Below are 20,323 nucleotides of genomic sequence, written 5' to 3' on the forward strand. Positions count from 1 at the left end.
GTTCGCTCGAACGTCGGTGGGCTGGGGTTTCCGGGACACTCGAAAGTGTGGGACACGTGGACGTGATGTTGCTGGCCGGCACGCGGCCGGAGGCGGTGAAGCTGGCGCCGCTGGTTGTGGCGCTCGAGGGGCGCGACGGGGTGCGGCCCGTGTTGGTGCACAGCGGCCAGCACCAGGGGATGGTGGAGCAGGCGCTGGTGCCGTTCGGGCTGGGTGTGGACGCGTGGCTGGACGTGCCGGCGCGGGTGAGCGGGACGCAGGCGGAGCTGGTGAGCGGGCTGCTGCCGGCGTTGGACGCGCAGTTGCGGAGCCTCCTGCCGGCGGCGGTGGTCGTCCAGGGGGACACGACGACGGGGCTGGCGGGGGCGCTCGCGGCGTTCTGGCTGAGGATCCCGGTGGTGCACTTGGAGGCCGGGCTGCGGACGAACGATCTCACCGCGCCGTTCCCCGAAGAAGGCACGCGGCAGATGGTGGCACGCATCGCGGCGTTGCACCTGGCGCCGACCGAAGCCGCGGCGAAGGCGTTGCGCGCGGAGGGCATCGCCGAGGAGAAGATCGTGCTGACCGGGAACACGGTCGTCGACGCGGTGCTGGCGATCACCGCGCGCGACCTGCCCGCGCACGATCCGGCGCTGGCGTTGCTGGAGATGGAGATCGCGGAGGCCGGGGAGCGGCTGGTGCTGGTGACGTCGCACCGCAGGGAGTCCTGGGGTGAGCCGCTGAACCAGACCCTGAGCGCCGTGCGGCGGATCGTCGAAACCCATCCGGACGTGCAGGTGTTGTACCCCGTCCACCCCAATCCGGCGGTGCGGGCGCAGGTCACCGCGACGCTCGGCGGTGTCGAGCGCGTGACGATCACCGAGCCGCTCGAGTACCCCGACCTCGTGCGCGCGCTGCGGCTGGCGTCGCTCGTGCTCACGGATTCAGGCGGCATCCAGGAGGAGGCGCCGACGTTCGGGACGCCCGTGCTGGTGCTGCGCGAAGTCACGGAACGCGGCGAGGCCGTCGACGCCGGGTGCGCGTGGCTGGTGGGCACGGATCCGGAGAAGATCATCGGCACCGCGACCCGGCTGCTGGCCGGGAGCCTGTGCCCCGCGCAGACGCCGAACCCCTATGGCGACGGCCATGCCGCCGAGAAGGCCACCATCGCGATCGAGCGCCTGCTGGGCGTCGAAACCGCGCTGGAGCAGGCCCGCTCCTACTGTGCCGATCGTTAGTAATCCGACCACAGTCACGGCCGAATGGCTTCGTAGCAACAGTTACCTGCCGCGTGGGGGTCGGCCTGCTTTTGGCCGGATTACTAGAGTGACACGATCTCCACCGAAAGCCCGGGGTTGGCGGAGAACTCCCACGGCGCCGTCGGCCGCCCGGCCGCGACGACGTGGGCGCCCAGCGCCGCGATCATCGCGCCGTTGTCCGTGCACAGCCGGGGCCGCGGCACGCGCAGTTCGATGCCCGCCGCGGCACAGCGTTCGGCCGCCAGCTCCGACAGCCGTGAGTTCGCCGCGACGCCGCCGGAGATAACGATGGTCCCGATCCCCTGTTCTTTCGCCGCCTTCACGGCCTTCGCGGTCAACACGTCCGCCACGGCCTCCTGGAACGAAGCCGCAACGTCGTTCACCGGCACCTCGCCACCGTCGCGTTCGACGTTCTCCACCCACCGCGCCACCGCGGTCTTCAAGCCGGAGAACGAGAAGTCGAACTTCGCGTCGCGTGGGCCGGTCATCCCGCGTGGGAACGCGATGGCCGAGCCGTTGCCCAGCCGAGCCGCCTTGTCGATCGGCGGCCCACCCGGGTAGGGCAGGTCCAGCACGCGGGCGACCTTGTCGTAGGCCTCACCGGCGGCGTCGTCCACAGTGGACCCGATTTCGGTGATCTTCGACGCGATGTCGTCCACGCGCAGCAGCTGCGTGTGCCCGCCGGACACCAGCAGCGCGAGCACCGGCGACGGCAACGGCCCGTGCTGCACCGTGTCCACGGCGATGTGCCCGGCCAGGTGGTTCACGCCGTAAAGCGGCACGTCGAGCGCCGACGCGTAGGCCTTCGCCGCCGACACCCCGACCAGCAACGCACCGGCGAGCCCAGGCCCCGCCGTCACGGCGATGGCGTCCACATCGGACAGCTTCAGCCCGGCCGTCGCGAACGCCCGCTCGGCCGTGGGCACCATCGCTTCGAGGTGCGCCCGGCTGGCGACCTCGGGCACCACACCGCCGAAGCGAGCGTGCTGCTCGACGCTGGAGGCGACCTCGTCGGCGAGCAGTTCCACCGCGCCGTCGTCGTGCAGGCGGACGAGGCCGACGCCGGTCTCGTCGCAGGAGCTCTCGATACCCATGATGACGCGCGACATCAGCCGGCCACCTCATCTCGTGCCGGGGTCCGCGCCGGGCGGGCCATGGTGAACGCGTCGGCGCCGGAGGGCTGGTAGTAGCGCTTCCGGATGCCGAGCTTCTCGAAACCGTGCCGTTCGTAGAGGCCGACGGCCGTGTCGTTGTCCGTGCGCACCTCGAGGAACACGGGCGCCGACACCTCGTCGGCGCGGTCCAGCAAGGCGCGCAGCAGCGCCTTGCCGATGCCCTGGCCCTGCGCCTCGGGCACCACACCGATGGTGTGAATCTCCGCCTCGTACTCGCCGCGGCGGCCGACCACGGCGACGCCGCCGTAGCCGAGCAGCTCGGTGCCGTCGTCGGTGCGCGCGGCCAGGTAGAAGTGGCCCTGGTCGAGCTCGGAGTGGAACGCGCGGGCGCTCCACGGATCGTCGCCGGGGAAGAGCACCTGCTCGATTTCCGCGCAGCGCTTCAGGTCGCTGCGGCGCAGGCGGTCGAGCTTCACGGCGAGGTCACCCGCTTGCGGGCCGTCGGCTCGACGGCGTCGGGGCGGCGAAGGTACAGCGGCGTCAGCGGCTCGGGCGTCGCGCCGGCGAGCAGGGCTTCGCGGGCGACGCGGACCAGCCCGGACGGCGACGGGAACCGCGGCTCGATGGGCACCACGCCGATCGCGTCGGCGTACTGCAGCGCACCGTCACCCGCGGCGACGCGGGAAGTGGTCTCGACCTCGGCGGGCCGCTGAACGTGGGGACCACTCACGCGCGTGCCGGCCGCGTCGTACTCGGCCCAGTACACCTCGCGACGGCGGGCGTCGGTGAGCACGAGGAACGGCTTGTCGGTGCGCACCACCTCGGCGGCGATCGCGTCGAGGCTGCCGACCGGGTAGACGGGGATGCCGAGCGCGTGGCCGTACGCCGCGGCCGTGGCCATGCCGGCGCGCAGGCCCGTGAACGGGCCGGGGCCGACGCCGCACACGATCGCGTCGAGGTCGCGCAGGGTCACCCCCGCTGCTTCGGCCGCCGCGAGGGCGTGGGGCGTGATGAGCTCGCCGTGGGCTCGCGGGTCGACCGTGACGCGGTCGGCCCGGGTGGTCAGTTCCGACTCGTCCACGGCGACGATGCCCGCGGTCACGGCCGGGGTCGAGGTGTCGATCGCCAGTACCAGCACGGTTTCCCAGCTTACGTCCAGTCTCGAAGTGACAGGCTGGCGGGCCGAAGGGGCAACCCCGCAACCGTGTGAATCGCGTCGCAGGTGGCCGAGGTCACGGCGCGGTACGGTGCCGGTGAGACGCCCGCCGACGCCGCGCCGCAGGAGGTCCTCACCGTGCCCGATCCGCTGTTCCCCGCGATCACCGACGGCTCTGGCAAGGAGGCGGTGCGCTTCGGTGACCAGGCGCTCACCTACGCCGAGCTGGGCGCGGTCGCCGGTTCCCTGGCGAACGAGCTGCCCGCCGGCCGGGTCGCGGTGTGGGCGACGCCGACGCTGCACACCAGCGTCGCCGTGGTCGCCGCGCTGCTCGCGGGGGTGCCCGTGGTGCCGCTGAACCCGAAGATCGGTGAACGCGAGCTGACTCACATCTTGGCCGACAGCACGCCGGCGCTGGTGCTGGCCGAGGCCGGCGCCGAGCTGCCTGAGGGGCTGGCCGGGCTCGAGCGGCGCGACATCCCGCTCACCGGGTCGGGGTCCGTGCCCGCTGACGAGCCGGACGCCGAGGCGCCCGCGTTCATCGTCTACACCTCCGGCACCACCGGCCCGCCCAAGGGCGTGGTGCTCCCCCGCCGCGCGATCTCGTCCACGCTTGACGCGCTGGAGGACGCGTGGGAGTGGACCGGCGACGACGTGCTGGTGCACGGGCTGCCGCTGTTCCACGTGCACGGGTTGATCCTCGGCATCCTCGGCCCGCTGCGCCGGGGCGGCTCGGTGCGGCACCTCGGGCGGTTCTCGACCGAGGGCGTCGCCCGTGAGCTGACCAGCGGCGCGACGATGATGTTCGGCGTCCCGACGATGTACCACCGGATCGCGGAGACGGTGGCGGGCGACGCCGAGCTGGCCTCGGCCCTGCGCGGCGCGCGGCTGCTGGTGTCCGGGTCGGCGGCGCTGCCCGTGCACGACCACCAGCGCATCACGGCGGCGACCGGGCAGCAGGTCGTGGAGCGCTACGGGATGACCGAGACGCTGATGAACACCAGCGTCCGCGCCGACGGCGAGCGCAAGCCGGGCACGGTCGGCGTGCCGCTGGCGGGCGTCGAGCTGCGGCTGGTCGACGAGGCGGGCTCCCGAATCACCGAGCTGGAGACCGTCGGCGAGATCCACGTGCGCGGGCCGAACCTGTTCACCGAGTACCTCAACCGCCCCGACGCGACGGCCGCCGCGCTCGCCGACGGCTGGTTTCGCACCGGCGACATGGCGACGCGCGACGCCGACGGCTACGTGAAGATCGTCGGGCGCAAGGCCACCGACCTGATCAAGAGCGGCGGGTACAAGATCGGCGCCGGCGAGATCGAGAACGCGCTGCTGGAGCACCCAGGCGTCGCCGAGGCGGCCGTGACGGGTGAGCCGGACGACGATCTCGGTGAACGCATCGTGGCGTGGGTGGTGCCTGCCGGTGCGCGGCCGTCGGCTTCGGAGCTGGCGGATCACGTGGCGAAACTGCTGGCGCCGCACAAGCGGCCACGAGTCGTGCGATACCTGGACGCGTTGCCGCGCAACGACATGGGCAAGATCCTGAAGCGAGCGCTGGGGTGAGGCCCTCGGCCCGCGAGGTCATCGCGCAGGTGTCGACCGGGTTCACTGAGTTGTCCGATGTGGATAGTGGTGTGGACGACCCCCTCGATTGGCCCGGCTACCGCGAGGCCCACGCGGCGGCCGTGGCGCGGACGGGTGAGACGGAGTCCGTGGTCGTCGGCGAGGCGCTGGTGGGTGCGACGCCCGCGGTGCTGGTGGTGTGGGAATTCGGGTTCCTCGGCGGGTCGATCGGGCGACGGACCGGTGACCGGGTGGAGGCCGCTTTTTCCTGGGCGCGGTCGCGGAAACTGCCGGTGGTGGCGTTGATCGCGACGGGCGGCAGCCGCATGCAGCACGGCATGCGCGCGTTGTCCCAGCTGCAGCGGATCGCGCGCGCTTCGGCGGCGGCGCGGGCGGACGGCGTCGCCCAGATCTCCGTGCTGCGCGACCCGACGACCGGCGGCGGCTGGGCGACGCTGGGCGCGAGCGCCGACGTGGTCCTGGGGCTGCCGCTGGCGCAGGTGGGGTTCGCGGGCTCGCGCGTGCGGCCGGCGACGTCGCCTTCGGAGGCCTACACGGTCGAGGCGAAGTACGAGTGGGGGCAGGTCGATCAGCTGGTGTCGCCGTCTTCGCTGGCGTCGGTGCTGGAGCGGTGGCTGGTGTTGCTGACTTCCCGTTCTTCCTCGGCGGCTGCTCCCCCGGGCGCGTTGCGTTCAGTACCGCTGCCGGAGACGGGGTGGGACGCTGTCCGCGCCGCGAGGTCATCGCGCCGCCCCCGCGCGGCTTCGTACGTGGACGCGTACTTCGACTGGCACGAAACCCTTCGCGGCGACCGTACCGGCGCGGTCGACGACGGCGTCCTCTGCGGCTTCGGCCTGCGCGAGGGCCGTGCGGTGGCCTTCGCCGCGCAGTGCGGCACCGCCACGCGTCCGGCGGGCTTCCGCACGGCCGCCCGCCTCGTGCGCCTGGCTTCGCGGCTCGGCATTCCCGTGCTGACGCTCGTCGACACCCCGGGCGCCGCCAACGACGCCGACGCCGAAGAGGGCGGCGCCGGCCCTGCCATCGCGTCGCTGTTCGAGGCGATCGCCACCGCGGCCGTCCCGATCACCACCCTCGTCATCGGCGAGGGCGGCTCCGGCGGCGCGCTGGCCTTCGCGGCACCGGACAACACGTGGATCGCGCCGGACGCCTACTTCTCCGTCACCTCGCCCGAGGCTGCCGCCGCGATCCTCAAACGCCCGATGACGGAGGTTCCGGCCACGGCCGACCAGCTGCGGTTACGGCCTCAGGACCTCGTCGAACTCGGCTTGGCGCGGGGGATCGTGGAAGCCTGAAACGGTGTTGCGCCCGCGGTGATAATGGGGGCGTGAAGATCATCGCGGTGGGGGCGAGCGGGACCGTCGGCAGCGCGGTCGCCGCGGCGCTGGAGGCGGCCGGGCACGGGGTCGTGCGAGCGTCGCGGCGGGGGCCGGTGCAGGTGGATCTGGAGGACACCTCGTCGATCGAGGCGCTGTTCCGCGCGGTGCCGCAGGTCGACGCCGTGGTGTGCTGTGCGGCTAGGGGCATCTTGCCACCAGCGAAGGCACCCACCCCTGGCCTGGCACCTCGCCGGACGTGCGGCGGCGCGGCGCAGCCGCAGCCGGCCTGCCACCGGCGCGACAAGACGCCACCCGCCAGCGAGACTTGCCGATCACCGATGAGATTTGCCATCCGCGGTATGGCCTTGCCGCACGACTGGCAGCCTTGCCACGAAGCCGGGCACCTTGCCACTGGCGAAGCCACCCACCCCTGGCCTGGCACCTCGCCGGACGTGCGGCGGCGCGCCGGGGCCGGGCCGAAGCCGAAGCCGGGGCCGGAGCCGGAGCCGGAGCCGGAGCCACCTAAGCCGACGGCAACGCCGACATCCGTGCCGCCCAAGATCCGTGAGGCTCAAGCGAAACCTCGCGCACGTCGTCGTCCCGACGGGACATCCGCACCACCAGGTAGTCGGACGACAGTCGTTCCGCCGAGCCCTCGCCCCACTCCACCACGACGGCGGAGCGTTCCAGGTCCGTGTCGAGGTCCAGGTCGTCGAGCTGGGCGAGGTCGCCGCCGAGGCGGTAGGCGTCGACGTGGATCAAGGGCACGCCGAGGGGACCCGCGGCGTGGACGCGGGCCAGGACGAACGTCGGGGAGCTCACGCGGCCGCCGACGCCGAGGCCGTCGGCGATGCCGCGCGTGAGCGTGGTCTTGCCGGCGCCCAGGGGGCCCGCGAGCAGCACCAGGTCGCCCGCGCGCAGGGACGCGCCCAGGGACCTGCCGAAGGCCATCGTGTCGTCGGGGGTCGCGAGAAGGAACGTCACCGTGTCCACCACCAGTTCCGCCGGTTGGGTGCGGCGCTCCCGGAACAGCGCTGCAGAAGATCGATGAGCCGGCCCGTGACGAGGTCGGGCTGTTCGAGCTGCACCATGTGGCCCGCGCCGCGCACGCGCACGAGCTCGGCCTCGGGCAGCTCGGCCGCGATGCGCTCGGCGTGCGAGAACGGCGTGAACCGGTCGGAGTCACCGCCGATCACGAGGACCTGGGTGTGCTTGAGGCCCGCCAGGGCGGCGTAGCGGTTGTGGCTGCCGAGCGTGTCGACGAAGTTCACCAGGCCCCGCACGGGCGTCACGGCGAGCATCTCGATCATGAAGTCCACCAGCCGCGGCGAGACGTCGCGGCTGCCGAACGCGAGGCGCCGCACGGCTTGCCGTTCCAGCTGCCCACCGGCCGCCCGCACGAACTCCACCAGGCCCGGCTGCCAGCCCGCGAGGTTGCCGACGCCGCGCGTCAACGGGTTGTACTTCGACAGCAGCGAACGCGGCAGCCCGCGCGCGCCCACCTCGCCCGCAGCCGTCGCGATGAACGCGACGCCACACACGCGATCCTCGAACAGCGAAGGGTTCTCCGCGGCCAGCTCCATGATCACCATGCCGCCCATGGAATGTCCCACGAGGACGATCGGCCCTTCGGGCACCATCGCGCGCAGCACGCTGTCGAGGTCGTGCGCCAGCTGTTCGATGGTGCTGGTCTCGGCCGTCGCCGCGCCGGACAGGCCGTGGCTGCGGTGGTCGTAATACACCTGCCGCACGCGCGGCAGCCGCAGCGAAGCGATCGCGCGGCGCTGGAAGTGCCAGGACTTGCGGGACAACGCGAACCCGTGCACGCCGACCAGCGTCAGCTCGGGCTCGCCGCCGTCCTCGGGGTCGATCTCCTCCACCGAAAGCGGCGTGCCGTCCTCGGCCGCGACCGTGGACGTGCGGTCGGGCTTCAGCTCGCCCAGCTGCTCGTCCACGTACTGGTCCTCACTCTGCCTGCGCTGTTGCGCCGCGACGAGGGCCGCGGCGGCCGTACCCGTGGCCACCGCGCCGAGACCGCCGACGATGGCCCACAACCGAGCCGAAGGGCTCACGGCCTCTCCCCCAGGTACCGCCGCTGCACGCGCGGGCGGTACATCGACGTGACGATCTCGTAGTCGATCGTGCCCAGCTTGTCGGCCCACTCGCGCGCGGTCGGCTCACCGCTCGCACCGGAAGCGAACAACACGACCTCTTCGCCGACGGCCGGGGCGTCGTCACCGCAGTCGACCACGAGCTGGTCCATGCACACGCGCCCGACGACCGCCCGGCGCCGCCCGCCCAGCCACACGTCCATGCGGCCCGACAGCGACCGCGGCACACCGTCGGCATATCCGGCGGGCACGAGCGCCACGGTGGTGTCGCGCTCGGCCGTCCACGTGTGTCCATAGGAGACGGACTCGCCGGCGGGCAGGCGTTTCGTGAGCGCCACGGCCGCGCGGAACGTCATCGCCGGCCGCAGGTCTTCGTGCTGTGGCACGGGGTTCAGCCCGTACATCGCGATGCCGGGCCGCACGAGGTCGAAGTGCAAGTCGGGCCGCGTCAGCACGGCCGCGGAGTTCGCCAGGTGCCGCAGCGGGTCCAGACCGGCGGCGCGCGCGGCGTCGTACGCGTCGGCGAAGCGCTTGGCCTGGATGTCGATCGACGGGTGGCCCGGCTCGTCGGCGCACGCGAGGTGCGACCACACGGCGACCACGTCCACGTCGGCCGAAGCCGCGGCGGCCGCGACCAGCTCGGGCCACTCGGCGGGCTGGCAACCGTTGCGCGACAAGCCCGTGTCGATCTTGAGGTGCACCCGAGCGCGGCGACCGACCTGCCGCGCCGCCGAAACAATCCGCCGAAGCTCGTCGACGGAGCTCACACCCAGGTCGATGTCGGCGAGAATGCCGGGCCCGAAGTCGACTTCCGGCACGTCGAGCCAGCTGAACAGCCGCACGGACAGCCCGGCGCGGCGCAGGTCCAGCGCCTCACCGAGCGAGCACGTGCCCAGCCAGGTGGCGCCGGCCTCCACCGCAGCCCGCGCGACGGGCACCGCGCCGTGCCCGTACGCATCGGCCTTGACCACGGCCATCACGGCCGAACCGGCGGCGCGGCCGGCCAGCAGGGCGACGTTGTGGCGCACGGCGTCGAGGTCGATCACGACCTCCGCGCGCGGGAAACTGGCAGTCATAGCGACCGCCAGTTTCCCACGCGGGTCCGAGAGTGCTGTGCGTCAGGGCAGGCGGAGCCCGCTGGTACCCGAGAACACGTGCAGCTCGTCGGGACGGATCCGCAGGTGCAGCGTGTCGCCCATCGACGGGGTCTGGCGCGGGTCCACGCGCACGACGACGTTCTTCGACGCGCCCTCGGCGGCCAGGTCACCCGCGCCGCCGGCGAGCTTGCCGTAGACGAACGCGTCGGAACCCAGCTCCTCGACCAGGTCCACCTTGATGGGCAGCGTTCCGTTGGTGTCGGTGGTGGCTTCGAGCGACTCGGGACGGAAGCCCAAGGTCACGGTGTCGCCGTCGGCGGCCGAGCGGATCGACGCCGCCAGCGGGACGCTCGCGCCACCGATCTCGGCGCCGTCGGCGGTGAGCTTCGCCGAGACGAGGTTCATGGCGGGCGAGCCGATGAAGCCGGCGACGAACACGTTGGCCGGGTGGTCGTAGAGCGCGCGCGGGGTGTCGCACTGCTGCAGCAGACCGTCGGACAGCACGGCCACGCGGTCGCCCATCGTCATGGCCTCGACCTGGTCGTGCGTCACGTACACGGTGGTGACGCCCAGGCGGCGCTGCAGCGCGGCGATCTGCGTACGCGTGGACACACGCAGCTTCGCGTCCAGGTTGGACAGCGGCTCGTCCATGAGGAACACCTGCGGCTCACGCACGATCGCGCGGCCCATCGCGACGCGCTGGCGCTGGCCACCGGAGAGGGCCTTCGGCTTGCGGTCGAGGTAATCCTCGATGTCGAGCAGCTTCGCGGCCTCGAGCACCTTCTGCTTGATCTCCGACGCCGGACGGCCCGCGATTTTCAGCGCGAAGCCCATGTTCTGCGCGACGGTCATGTGCGGGTACAGCGCGTAGTTCTGGAACACCATCGCGATGTCGCGCGAACGCGGCGGCAGCTGCGTCACGTCGCGGTCGCCGATCCAGATCGAGCCCTCGTCGACGTCCTCCAGGCCCGCGAGCATGCGCAGCCCGGTCGACTTGCCCGAACCCGACGGGCCGACCAGCACGAGGAACTCGCCGTCGGCGATCTCCAGCTCGAGTGCGTCGACGGCAGGTCGGTCGGTGCCGGCGTAGCGCCGGGTCGCCTTGTCGTAGGTGATGGTGGCCATCGGTCAGTCCTCTCCGAATTTCGCGGGAACCCCGTGCGCGGCTTCGCGCGCTTCGAGGTGGCGTCGCTGGATCTCCTTGCCCGCGGCGCGTTGCGCCTCGGCCGGCTCGTCCAGCACGAGCCGGTTTCCAGGTCCTTCGGCCACCCACGCGGGTGGTTCGGCGGTGCCGGCCAGCGCCCAGGCGGCCTGGCGCGCGGCACCGAGGGCGACGTACTCGCCCGTCTCGGGGATCACCACGGGCACGCCGAGCACGATCGGCGCCACGGCCCGCACGGCCGCCGACTGCGCGCCGCCGCCGATCAGCAGCACGCGCCGGACGTCCATGCCCTGCGCGCGCACGGCGTCGAGGCCCGCGGCCAGGCCGCACAGCATGCCCTCGACAGTGGCGCGGGCCAGGTTCTCCGGCGTCATGTTTTCCCTGGTCAGGCCGTAGAGCGAGCCCGTGGCATCCGGCAGGTTCGGGGTGCGCTCGCCGTCGAGGTACGGGAGGAGCGTGAGCCCGCCGGCGCCCACTTCGGCAGCGAGCGCGAGGCGGTCGAACTCGGCGAGGTCGACGCCGAGCATGGCCGCGCCCGCGGTGAGCACGCGGGCGGCGTTGAGGGCGGCGGTGAGCGGCAGGAAGCGGCCGGTAGCGTCGGCGAACCCGGCGACCAGGCCGCTCGCGTCGGCCGAACCCGTCTCGGTCACCCCGAAGACGGTGCCGCTGGTGCCGAGGGAGATCACGGCGTCGCCCGGCGTGAGCTCCAGCGCCAGCGCGGCGGCCATGTTGTCGCCGGTGCCGGCGGAGACGAGCAGGCCGTCTGGAAGATCGAACCCAGTGTGGCCCGCGGTGTGTCCGGCGCGGTCGGCCGGGCCGAGCACGGTCGGCAGCTCAGGCGTGCGGCCGCCGAACGCGTGGGCCAGGACGTCCACGCGGTAGGCGTTCTCCGTCGGCGAGAAGTAGCCGGTGCCCGACGCGTCGCCGCGGTCGGTCACGGCCTGCTCGGGCTTGCCGAGCAAGCGCCAGGTGAGCCAGTCGTGCGGCAACAGCACGCGCGCGACGCGGTCGGCGTTGGCGGGCTCGTGCTCGGCGAGCCAGCGCAGCTTGGTGACGGTGAAGCTCGCAACCGGCACGGAGCCGACGGACTTGGCCCAGACACCGGCGCCGCCCAGTTCCTCGATGAGGTCCTGGGCGGCCTGCGCGGAGCGCGTGTCGTTCCAGAGCAAAGCGGGGCGAACCACCTCGCCGGCTTCGTCGACGGTGACCATGCCGTGCTGCTGGCCGCCGATGCCGAGGGCATTCACGCCGTCAAGCACACCGTCGGTGGCCTCGCCGAACGCCTGCCACCAGGCCGCGGGGTCGACCTCGGTGCCGTCGGGGTGCGGCGCGCGGCCGGTGCGCACGACGGCGCCCGTGCGCGCGTCGCAGACCACGACCTTCGTCGACTGGGTCGACGAGTCGATCCCGGCCACCAGCTCAGCTGTCATAGGGCTGCCCCTCCTCGACGTGCTCCACGGTCTCCACGGCCGTGCCGGCGTTGAGCGCGGCCTCGATCTCCTCGGTCGGGGTGATCTCGCTGGTGATCAGGAGGTCGTAGTCGCCGACGTCGCCGTGCGCGAAGGTCGCGGTGCGGCCGAACTTCGAGTGGTCGAGCACGAGCACGTTGCGGTTCGCGGCGCGCAGCACGGCCTTCTTGAGCTCGGCGTAGTCCTGCACGGGATGGAAGAGCCGGCCGACGGCGACGGCGCTCACGGACACGAACGCGATGTCGGCGCGGGTGCGCTCCAGCAGCGCCAGTACGTCGGGGCCGGAGCAGGAGTCGTACTCGGCGTGGTACCGGCCGCCGGCGACGACGACGTTCACGCCGTCACCCAGCAGCTTGGCGGCGCGCAGGGAGTTGGTGATCACGGTGAGGCCGTCGATGTCGGCGAGGCGCTCGACCAGGGGGAACAGCGTGGTGGAGTCGTCGACGAACACGGTCTGGCCGGGTTCGACGTGTTTGACGGCCGCCTCGGCGAGTGCTTCCTTCTCGGCGGAGTGCAGCGTGAAGCGGCTGGCGGTCTCCATCGTGAGCGCCGGGTAGGCCTCGACCTTGCCGCGCAGCTTGCGCAGGAGACGGCGGTCGGCCAGGTCGTCGAGGTCGCGGTGCATCGTCATGAGGCTCACGCCGAAGCGGGTGGTGAGGTCGTCGATCCGCGCCTCGCCGTGCTCGATGACGTGGTCGAGGATGTCCTGCCGGCGCTGCTCGACGGCCGCGTCGGACGGTCGGGTCCTAGGCACGGCGCACCTCACCGTCGACCCGGTTGAGGGTCACCTGAACGGGGGCGCCAGTGCTCACACCTCGTTCTTACCAGATTTTATCGCACTAGTTAACGGGTAACTCGATAACTTCTACGTCGGTGTTGCCGGTGGTGCCGCGGACGAGCTTGAGGGCACCGGGGATGGCATCGACCAAGCCGGACGCGGAGGTCGGCACGCCGTCCGCGGCCAGCGCCCCGGCGAGCGAGTGCACCTGCGCGCCCGCGGCGGCGGCCAGCCACGGGTCGAGGCCGGCGGCGAGCAGCGACCCGACGAGGCCGGTGAGGACGTCGCCGGAGCCGGCCGTCGCGAGCCAGGAGCCGCGCGGGGTGTTGACGGCGACGCGGCCGTCCGGCGCGGCGATCACGGTGCAGTAGCCCTTGAGGAGGACGACGGCGTTGTACTTCCTGGCGGCGTCGCGAGCGGCCTTGACCCGGTCGGCGCCGGGACGGGTGCCCATGAGGCGTTCGTACTCGCCGGCGTGGGGCGTGAGCACGAGCGGGGTGTCGGGGTCGCGGGCGTCGAGGACGTCGGGGTGCTGGGCGATGATCGTGGTGGCGTCCGCGTCGGCGCAGACCGGCACGCCCTGGCCGAGGATGTGGCGCAGCACGTCGCGGCCTTCGGAGCCGGTGCCGATACCCGGGCCGACGACCCAGGCCTGCACGCGGCCGGCGTCGGTGACCGAGCCCGTCGCGACGATCTCGGGCCAGCGGCTCCGGACGACGTCGGCCGCGGGGCCGGCGTAGCGGACCATGCCGGCGGTGGCGCGCACGGCGGAACCCGAGGCGAGCACGGCCGCGCCGGGGTAGGTCGCGGAGCCGGCGGCGATGCCGACGACGCCCTGGGTGTACTTGTCGTCGCCCGCGCCGGGGATGGGCCAGAGGTCGGCGAGGTCGGTGAGCTCCAGGCGGCGCAGGTCGGGTTCGCCGAGCTCGGGGCGCAGGCCGATGTCGACGAGCACGACGTCGCCGCACTGCTGGGGCGCCAGTGCGTGGACGGGTTTGGGGGCGCCGAAGGTGACGGTGAGGTCCGCGGTGACGTGGGGGCCGTCGGTGGCGCCAGTGTCGGGGTCGACGCCGCTGGGGAGGTCTACGGCGACGATGGGGGCCCGGACCTGGTCAACGAGTTCTTTCGCGTCTGGCCGGAGCGGACCCTTGCCGGAGATGCCGACGATGCCGTCGACCACCACGTCGGCCTTCTTGATCCACTGTGGACTGTCCTCGACGGACACCACTCGGCCGCCGGCTCGCTTGAGCGCCGCCAATCCCCGAGCGTGCGCCTTCTCCGGCTTCAGCAGCACGGCCGTGACGGCCACGCTGCGACGGCGTAGGAAGGCCCCGGCCCACAGCGCGTCACCACCGTTGTCGCCGGACCCGACGAGCAGCACGACCCGTCGTCCGGCGACGCCGCCGGTGCGTTCGATCAGGAATTCCGCGAGGTGCGTGGCCAGGCCGAACGACGCCCGGCGCATCAGCTCACCGTCGGGCGTGACGGCGAACAGCTTGCCCTCCGCCTCGCGAATCCGTTCCGTGGTCCAGATTCCCTGCACGGCGGGCCCTCCGCTTACTCGACAGTCACGGACTTCGCCAGGTTACGCGGCTTGTCGACGTCGTACCCGCGGGCGCGCGCGATCTCCGCGGCCAGCACCTGCAGCGGCACGGTGGACACGAGCGGCTGCAGCAGCGTCGGCACGGCGGGGATCTCGATCAGCTCGTCGGCGAACGGCCGCACCGCCTCGTCGCCCTCCTCGGCGATCACGATGGTGCGGGCGCCGCGGGCCTGGATCTCGCTGATGTTGGACACCAGCTTCGAGTGCAGCACCGCGCGGCCCTTGGGCGAGGGCATGACCACGACGATCGGCAGGCCTTCCTCGACCAGCGCGATCGGGCCGTGCTTGAGCTCGCCGGCGGCGAAGCCCTCGGCGTGCATGTAGGCCAGTTCCTTGAGCTTCAGCGCGCCCTCCAGGGCGACCGGGAATCCGACGTGCCGGCCAAGGAACAGCACCGCCTTGGAGTCGGCGATCCGGCGGCCGAGGTCCCTGACCTGGTCCACAGTGGACAGGACCTTCTGCACGGCGGCCGGCATGGCCTCCAGCTCGGCGAACTCGCGGGCGACCTCGTCGGGGTACTTGGTGCCGCGTGCCTGCGCGAGCGCCAGGCCCACGAGGTAGTTGGCGGCGATCTGCGCGAGGAACGCCTTCGTCGACGCGACCCCGATCTCGGGGCCGGCGTGCGTGTAGAGGACGGCGTCGGACTCACGCGGGATCTGCGCGCCGTTGGTGTTGCAGACGGCGAGCACGCGGGCCTTCTGCTCACGGGCGTGGCGGACGGCCTCCAGCGTGTCGGCCGTCTCCCCGGACTGCGAGACCGCGACGACGAGCGTATCGCGGTCGAGCACCGGGTCGCGGTAGCGGAACTCGCTGGCGAGCTCGACCTCGACCGGCAGGCGCGTCCAGTGCTCGATGGCGTACTTGGCGACCAGGCCCGAGTGGTAGGCGGAACCGCAGGCGACGACGAAGACCTTGTCGACGTCACGCAGGTCCTGGTCGGAGATGCGCTGCTCGTCGAGGATGATGCGGCCGGCCTCGAAGTGGCCGCGCAGGGTGTTGGCGAGGGCTTCGGGCTGCTCGTCGATCTCCTTGAGCATGAAGTACTCGTGGCCGCCCTTCTCGGCGGCGGACAGGTCCCAGTCGACGGTGAACGGCTTGGCCTGCGCGGCGTCGCCGTGGAAATCGGTGACCTCGTAGCCGTCGCGGGTGATGACGACCAGCTGGTCCTGCCCCAGCTCCACGGCCTCGCGCGTGTGCTCGATGAACGCGGCGACGTCGGACGCGACGAAGTGCTCGCCCTCCCCGACCCCCACCACCAGCGGCGACGAACGACGCGCGGCCACGATGGTGTCGGGCTGGTCGGCATGCGTCACGACCAGCGTGAACGCGCCCTCCAGCCGCCGGCACACGGCCGCGACGCTGGCGGCGAAGTTTTGGGCGGTTTCCCCGCTGTTGTACGCCCGGGCCACCAGGTGCGCGGCGGTCTCGGTGTCGGTGTCGCTCGCCATCTCGACACCGTCGGCCTCGAGCTCCGCACGCAGGGCGGCGAAGTTCTCGATGATGCCGTTGTGCACCACGGCGACCTTTTTCGAGGCGTCCTGGTGCGGGTGCGAGTTCCGATCCACGGGCGCGCCGTGCGTCGCCCAGCGGGTGTGGCCCATGCCGGCGGTGCCGGTGAAGCCGTCCCTGCCCACGGTGTCGAGCTGCGCCTCCAGGTTGGCGAGCCGCCCTGCCTTTCGCTCGACCCTCAGCGCGCCGGCGCCGTCGAGCACCGCCACCCCGGCCGAGTCGTAGCCGCGGTACTCCATCCGCCGCAGGCCACCGAGGACCACATCCAGCGCCGGCCGGTGTCCGACATATCCCACGATTCCACACACGCGAACAAGCCTAACGAGGGATGTCCAGTCCCCTACTCCGGTACCATCCCGAGGCTTTTCAACCCGCCTGACCAGGGGAGATCGGGTGGTGACGGTGTGGAGTGGGGTGGGTTGGTTTGGACCCCTGATCGGTGGGGTTCTGGGGCTTCTGGGAGCTGGGGTGGGGGTGAGTTGTGGGGCTTCGGGTGGGTGCGTCGGGTGGGGGTTTCGGGCGGCTCGGGGTGGCTTGTGGGTGGGTTGTGCGGCTTCGGGCGGCGCGGACTGAGGTGCTGCGACGGCGGTCGTCGTGGTGGCTTTCGCGATCAGCTGTCGTGGTGTGTCGATCGCTCAGACGTCGCGCCGGGGCGTCGGCGAGGGTCGCGGCGTGCTCGCTCGGCTCGACCGATCGCGCCCGTCCAATCTCACCTGCCGTGCCGGCTCAGCAGCCGGCTTCCCCAACAGCATCCGATCGGGGCGAACGGTCCCCTGGCAACCCGCTACCTGCGCGACGGCGTCCTGTGGGGTGTCGCGCCCGGCGTAAACGGTCCCCTCACCTCGCCAAGCCGTAGTGAACAGCCCTTTCGCGTTAACCATCGGCGCACGCCACGCGCTCAACCCTCGCGAGGGCCGTCGCAAGTTCCCGGCTGCGCGAAAGTCCCTTCCACCAGCGTTCACCGCGCGCGATTGACAACTTTCACGCAGGCCGTCGCCTCCGGATCAAGCACGCCGCACCTCTTGTGCCGGGGGCAGCCGACCGACACACAGCCCCGCCCTCCCAGGGGGGCGCGCCCATGTCCATTCTACCGGCCACCACCGACGAAACCGGCGCGCGAGCCGAGTTGTCCACAGGCGTGGCGAGTTGTGGACAACTCCGCGGCCGGCGGGTGTCGAATCAGCCGATTCCCGCTCGTGTAGAGGGCAAACGAGAGGAGAAAACATGCGTTCCCTCAGCGTCACCATGAACGTCACCCTCGACGGGGTCGTGCAGGGCCTCGGGCGGCCCGACGAGGACACGCGCGGCGGGTTCCCGCACGGGGGCTGGGGCACGAGGTTCCAGGACGAGGTCCTCGGCCGCGAGATGGCCAGGGGTATGAACCAGCCCGGCGACATGCTGTTCGGTCGCCGGACGTGGGAGGACTTCATCGGCGCGTGGGCGGGGCGCGACGACGGCAACCCGTTCACCGCGCACCTCGACGCCGCCACCAAGTACCTGGCCTCGACCACCCTCGGCAGCGCCGGCGCGTGGCAGAACTCGATCCTCCTGCCCGGCGACGCGACGAAGACCGTCGCCGAGCTGAAGGCCGAGCCGGGGAACGACCTGGCGATCGTCGGCAGCGCGGCGCTCGTGCGGAGCCTGCACGCGGCCGGGCTGGTCGACCGCTACACGCTGGTCATCCACCCGCTCACCCTCGGCGTCGGCGCGCGGCTGTTCGAAGGCCCGGCGCCGCTGACCGAGTTCAGGCTCACCCGCAGCGTCGCCACCACGAAGGGCGTGCTCATCGCGTACTACGAGCGCGCGTGACCTGGCCCGGAGCGGCGGGCGGGCCGGGGCCGGGCGCGGGCAGTAAGGTCACGCGCATGGCCAGCAAGCCCAAGCAACTGCTCGCGGAGCTGTCACACCCGGGGCCCCACGAGGTCCTGCGCGGCAACCTGGCCCTGGTCGGGCTACCGGGGGTCGTGTTCACGCCGCGCCAAGGACTGGGGCTGCCGGCCATCGCGTTCGGGCACGGGTGGCTGCAGCCCGCGTCGCGGTACCGGCACCTGCTGCACCACCTCGCGAGCTGGGGCGTGGTCGCCGCCGCACCCGCGACGCAGGGCGGGCCGCTGCCGTCGTACCGCCTGCTGGCCAGCGACCTGCTGACGACGCTCGACGTGGTGACCACCGTCCGCCTCGGCCCCGACGGAATCAGCGTCGACCCCGCCAAGCTCGGCCTCGCCGGCCACTCCACCGGCGGCGGGTCCGCCGTCCTCGCCGCCGCCCAAGCCGCCGCGGCCGACGACTCGGTGCGCCCGCGCATCCGCGCCGTCGCGACGATCACTGCCGCCCAGACCCTCCCCTCCGCCTCGGCCGCCGCCCGGCTCATCACCGCTCCCGGCCTGCACCTCGCGGCGGAGGAGGACCTGGTCGCGCCGGCCGTGGGCCATGCGGAAGCGATTGCCACGGCGTGGGCTGGGCCTGTTCAGCTGCGCACGTTGGGGAAGTCCTCGCACCTCGGCGTGACCGAAGGGCGGCACTGGAGCCAGCTTCTGCTCCACGGCAAACCGAACCGTCGCACGCAACAACTGACGCGGGCGTTGTTCACGGCGTTTTTTCTGACGCACCTGACGGGTACGGATCGGTATCTGCCGCTGCTGGACGCGGATGTGAAGCGGGCGCCGATCGAGCTGACGGAAGAGCCGGCTGCCTGACGGGCGGTGACCGGGGTTGGGGTGAAGGGGACTCATCGCTTCTGCCGGCGAGTAAGAGCTGGGCTGGGTCTGGCTTGGCGGCGCTTCGCTCTGGGTGCGGATGGACCTTTCGCCACTCTGCCACCGTGAGACGGGACCTTCATCGCTTCGGATGTGGGTGAGGGCTGCGCTCGGTTTGGCACGATTTGCCTGAGCGCGAAGGGACCGTTCGCCGCTCCGCCGCCCCACGAAGGGACCGTCATCGCTTTCGGCGCGGCTGGCCGGGCTACTCGTGGGCTGGGTGCCGATGTTGGCCGCGCGCGATGGGACCTCGCGGCCCTCCGCCGCCGCACGAACGGAACCGTCATCGGCTCGCGGGGTGCGCGTCACGGGCTCGCTTGGCGAGGTAGAACGTGCGCGAAGGGACCTCTCGCGCCCCGCCGCCGCACGAAGGGACCCGCCGCGCGCTCGCCGCGGTGTTGAGTGGATCGGCGCCGGGTCGACGGTTGGTTGTCGTTGATCGGGCCGGTGCGGGCCAGGGTGGGTCGCGCTGTCTCTTCCCGTCGCGAAGGGGCCGGTCGCGAACATGTGGCCGCGTGAAGGGGACATTCATCACGCCAACTGAGGGCTGCGGGGTATCGCAGGGGCGGGTTGCGTGGCACGAGCAGGCCTGAAGGGACCCTTCACGCCTTCACGCGGCGACCGGATGGGGTCAGTCGACCATCCAGGTGTTGTTCGAGAAGTCTTGGTCGTCGAAGCGGCCGGGGCGGGTGGGGTGGCCCGGGGTCGGCGGGGTGGGCTCGTCGGGCTGTGGGTCGGCGGGTGGGGTGAGGTCGATGGTGTGCGTGCGGTCGGTCATGGCTTTCTCGGTGAGCCATCCGCCGGCTTCGCGGTGGCGGCGCTGGAGGTCCTGGGCGCGGGTGAGGTAGCGGCCGTGGGTGGCGGCGTCGCGGTGGAGGGACTCGGTGGCGGCGGACGTGGCCGAGGTGACCTGGCGGTCGCGGAGGGCTCGTTGTTCCTGGTGTTCGCGGGTGGCGGCGTTCTGGGCCGCGCGGGCGGCGGCGAGTCGGTCCGCGGCGGTCAAGGTCGGTTCCGCCGTCCCGTGAGCTGCTGGGCAGCGGTCAAAGCGTGCCGGCCGGGAGGGGTCGGGATCCGGCCGGGCAGTCGGTAGGCGGCGGTCAACCCCCGGTATTCGGCCGGCTGGGCGCCAGCGGTCGTGCGGCGTGAGGCGGGCCGGGCGGCGGTGCGCGAGCTCCGCCGTCCGGGCTGGTCGGCCATGCTCGAGATCCGCGGCCCAGGCTGGTCGGCCATGCTCGAGATCCACAGTCCAGGCTGGTCGGCGGTGGTCGAGGGCCGACGTCCAGGCTGGCCGGCCATGCTCGAGATCCGCGATCCAGGCTGGCCCGCCATGCTCGAAATCCGCGATCCAGGCTGGCCCGCCATGCTCGAAATCCGCGATCCAGGCTGGCCCGCCATGCTCGAAATCCGCGATCCAGGCTGGCCCGCCATGCTC

General features: G+C 72.2%; 18 protein-coding genes and 1 pseudogene. 7 read left to right on the forward strand and 12 right to left on the reverse strand.

The window, feature by feature from the left end; genetic code table 11:
- Positions 1-56: 56 nt before the first annotated feature.
- Positions 57-1,217: a UDP-N-acetylglucosamine 2-epimerase (non-hydrolyzing) gene (gene wecB / locus AB0383_RS13755; RefSeq protein WP_366187389.1), complete on the forward strand. Its 1,161-nt coding sequence runs from the start codon at positions 57-59 to the stop codon at positions 1,215-1,217.
- 83 nt (positions 1,218-1,300) lie between these two features.
- Here the strand turns inward: wecB and tsaD are convergent, their stop codons facing one another.
- Genes tsaD through tsaB form a run of 3 tightly spaced genes read right to left on the reverse strand, consistent with a single transcriptional unit; the run spans position 1,301 to position 3,491 of the window.
- Positions 1,301-2,347 (reverse strand): tRNA (adenosine(37)-N6)-threonylcarbamoyltransferase complex transferase subunit TsaD, encoded by a 1,047-nt coding sequence (tsaD, locus tag AB0383_RS13760; RefSeq protein WP_366187239.1) that lies wholly within the window; start codon positions 2,345-2,347, stop codon positions 1,301-1,303.
- Complete coding sequence (rimI, locus tag AB0383_RS13765; RefSeq protein ID WP_364183283.1) at positions 2,347-2,829, reverse strand: ribosomal protein S18-alanine N-acetyltransferase; 483 nt, start codon at positions 2,827-2,829, stop codon at positions 2,347-2,349. The genes tsaD and rimI overlap by 1 nt, the downstream gene beginning before the upstream one ends.
- Entirely contained in the window at positions 2,826-3,491 is a 666-nt protein-coding gene (gene tsaB, locus AB0383_RS13770; RefSeq protein ID WP_364183285.1) for a tRNA (adenosine(37)-N6)-threonylcarbamoyltransferase complex dimerization subunit type 1 TsaB, read from the reverse strand. Before tsaB ends, rimI begins: the two co-directional genes overlap by 4 nt.
- A gap of 156 nt (positions 3,492-3,647) precedes the next feature.
- On the opposite strand from tsaB, the gene AB0383_RS13775 reads away from it, so the two are divergent.
- The 3 genes and pseudogenes from AB0383_RS13775 to AB0383_RS13785 form a co-directional block, all read left to right on the forward strand.
- Positions 3,648-5,069, forward strand: a complete 1,422-nt coding sequence (locus tag AB0383_RS13775) for an acyl-CoA synthetase (protein WP_366187391.1) — start codon at positions 3,648-3,650, stop codon at positions 5,067-5,069.
- Entirely contained in the window at positions 5,066-6,382 is a 1,317-nt protein-coding gene (locus AB0383_RS13780) for a carboxyl transferase domain-containing protein (protein ID WP_364183288.1), read from the forward strand. The genes AB0383_RS13775 and AB0383_RS13780 overlap by 4 nt, the downstream gene beginning before the upstream one ends.
- A gap of 47 nt (positions 6,383-6,429) precedes the next feature.
- Positions 6,430-6,600 (forward strand): annotated as a pseudogene (locus AB0383_RS13785) (NAD-dependent epimerase/dehydratase family protein); the annotation flags it as partial.
- Positions 6,601-6,928: 328 nt separating this feature from the next.
- Here AB0383_RS13785 and tsaE read toward each other — a convergent pair.
- The 8 genes from tsaE to glmS all read right to left on the reverse strand — a co-directional run bounded on the left by tsaE (position 6,929) and on the right by glmS (position 16,443).
- Positions 6,929-7,402: a tRNA (adenosine(37)-N6)-threonylcarbamoyltransferase complex ATPase subunit type 1 TsaE gene (gene tsaE / locus AB0383_RS13790; protein WP_364183294.1), complete on the reverse strand. Its 474-nt coding sequence runs from the start codon at positions 7,400-7,402 to the stop codon at positions 6,929-6,931.
- Positions 7,387-8,478: an alpha/beta hydrolase gene (locus AB0383_RS13795; RefSeq protein WP_364183297.1), complete on the reverse strand. Its 1,092-nt coding sequence runs from the start codon at positions 8,476-8,478 to the stop codon at positions 7,387-7,389. The genes tsaE and AB0383_RS13795 overlap by 16 nt, the downstream gene beginning before the upstream one ends.
- Positions 8,475-9,593, reverse strand: coding sequence for an alanine racemase (gene alr / locus AB0383_RS13800; protein ID WP_364183299.1), 1,119 nt, complete (start codon positions 9,591-9,593; stop codon positions 8,475-8,477). Before alr ends, AB0383_RS13795 begins: the two co-directional genes overlap by 4 nt.
- Positions 9,594-9,635: 42 nt before the next feature.
- Positions 9,636-10,739 (reverse strand): sn-glycerol-3-phosphate ABC transporter ATP-binding protein UgpC, encoded by a 1,104-nt coding sequence (gene ugpC / locus AB0383_RS13805; RefSeq protein ID WP_366187243.1) that lies wholly within the window; start codon positions 10,737-10,739, stop codon positions 9,636-9,638.
- A 3-nt stretch (positions 10,740-10,742) separates the two neighbouring features.
- On the reverse strand, positions 10,743-12,206 hold the full coding sequence (gene xylB, locus AB0383_RS13810) for a xylulokinase (RefSeq protein WP_366187245.1): 1,464 nt from the start codon (positions 12,204-12,206) through the stop codon (positions 10,743-10,745).
- The gene (locus AB0383_RS13815) at positions 12,196-12,999 is read right to left on the reverse strand and encodes a DeoR/GlpR family DNA-binding transcription regulator (protein WP_364183307.1); all 804 of its coding nucleotides are present in this window, start codon (positions 12,997-12,999) and stop codon (positions 12,196-12,198) included. Before AB0383_RS13815 ends, xylB begins: the two co-directional genes overlap by 11 nt.
- A gap of 85 nt (positions 13,000-13,084) precedes the next feature.
- Positions 13,085-14,566, reverse strand: coding sequence for an NAD(P)H-hydrate dehydratase (locus AB0383_RS13820; RefSeq protein WP_366187248.1), 1,482 nt, complete (start codon positions 14,564-14,566; stop codon positions 13,085-13,087).
- 14 nt (positions 14,567-14,580) lie between these two features.
- On the reverse strand, positions 14,581-16,443 hold the full coding sequence (glmS, locus tag AB0383_RS13825) for a glutamine--fructose-6-phosphate transaminase (isomerizing) (protein WP_364183312.1): 1,863 nt from the start codon (positions 16,441-16,443) through the stop codon (positions 14,581-14,583).
- A 916-nt stretch (positions 16,444-17,359) separates the two neighbouring features.
- Between glmS and AB0383_RS13830 the strand changes: the two genes are divergently transcribed.
- Positions 17,360-17,944: a dihydrofolate reductase family protein gene (locus AB0383_RS13830; RefSeq protein WP_366187250.1), complete on the forward strand. Its 585-nt coding sequence runs from the start codon at positions 17,360-17,362 to the stop codon at positions 17,942-17,944.
- Positions 17,945-18,000: 56 nt separating this feature from the next.
- Positions 18,001-18,831, forward strand: a complete 831-nt coding sequence (locus AB0383_RS13835) for an alpha/beta hydrolase (protein ID WP_364183318.1) — start codon at positions 18,001-18,003, stop codon at positions 18,829-18,831.
- 691 nt (positions 18,832-19,522) lie between these two features.
- Here AB0383_RS13835 and AB0383_RS13840 read toward each other — a convergent pair.
- Positions 19,523-19,894, reverse strand: a complete 372-nt coding sequence (locus AB0383_RS13840) for a hypothetical protein (protein WP_364183320.1) — start codon at positions 19,892-19,894, stop codon at positions 19,523-19,525.
- A gap of 192 nt (positions 19,895-20,086) precedes the next feature.
- Between AB0383_RS13840 and AB0383_RS13845 the strand changes: the two genes are divergently transcribed.
- Positions 20,087-20,323, forward strand: a 237-nt coding sequence (locus AB0383_RS13845) for a hypothetical protein (protein ID WP_366187253.1), incomplete at its 3' end; no start/stop codon positions are given.

It is taken from the genome of Amycolatopsis sp. NPDC051373, from assembly GCF_040689465.1.
Classification (GTDB): domain Bacteria; phylum Actinomycetota; class Actinomycetes; order Mycobacteriales; family Pseudonocardiaceae; genus Amycolatopsis.

What these genes read in the sequence shown, in the direction of transcription:
- tsaD (WP_366187239.1), bottom strand. Translation starts at nt 2,347, where the DNA reads ATGTCGCGCGTCATCATGGGTATCGAGAGCTCCTGCGACGAGACCGGC.
- alr (WP_364183299.1), bottom strand. Translation starts at nt 9,593, where the DNA reads ATGACTGCCAGTTTCCCGCGCGCGGAGGTCGTGATCGACCTCGACGCC.
- ugpC (WP_366187243.1), bottom strand. Translation starts at nt 10,739, where the DNA reads ATGGCCACCATCACCTACGACAAGGCGACCCGGCGCTACGCCGGCACC.
- xylB (WP_366187245.1), bottom strand. Translation starts at nt 12,206, where the DNA reads ATGACAGCTGAGCTGGTGGCCGGGATCGACTCGTCGACCCAGTCGACG.
- AB0383_RS13830 (WP_366187250.1), top strand. Translation starts at nt 17,360, where the DNA reads ATGCGTTCCCTCAGCGTCACCATGAACGTCACCCTCGACGGGGTCGTG.
- AB0383_RS13835 (WP_364183318.1), top strand. Translation starts at nt 18,001, where the DNA reads ATGGCCAGCAAGCCCAAGCAACTGCTCGCGGAGCTGTCACACCCGGGG.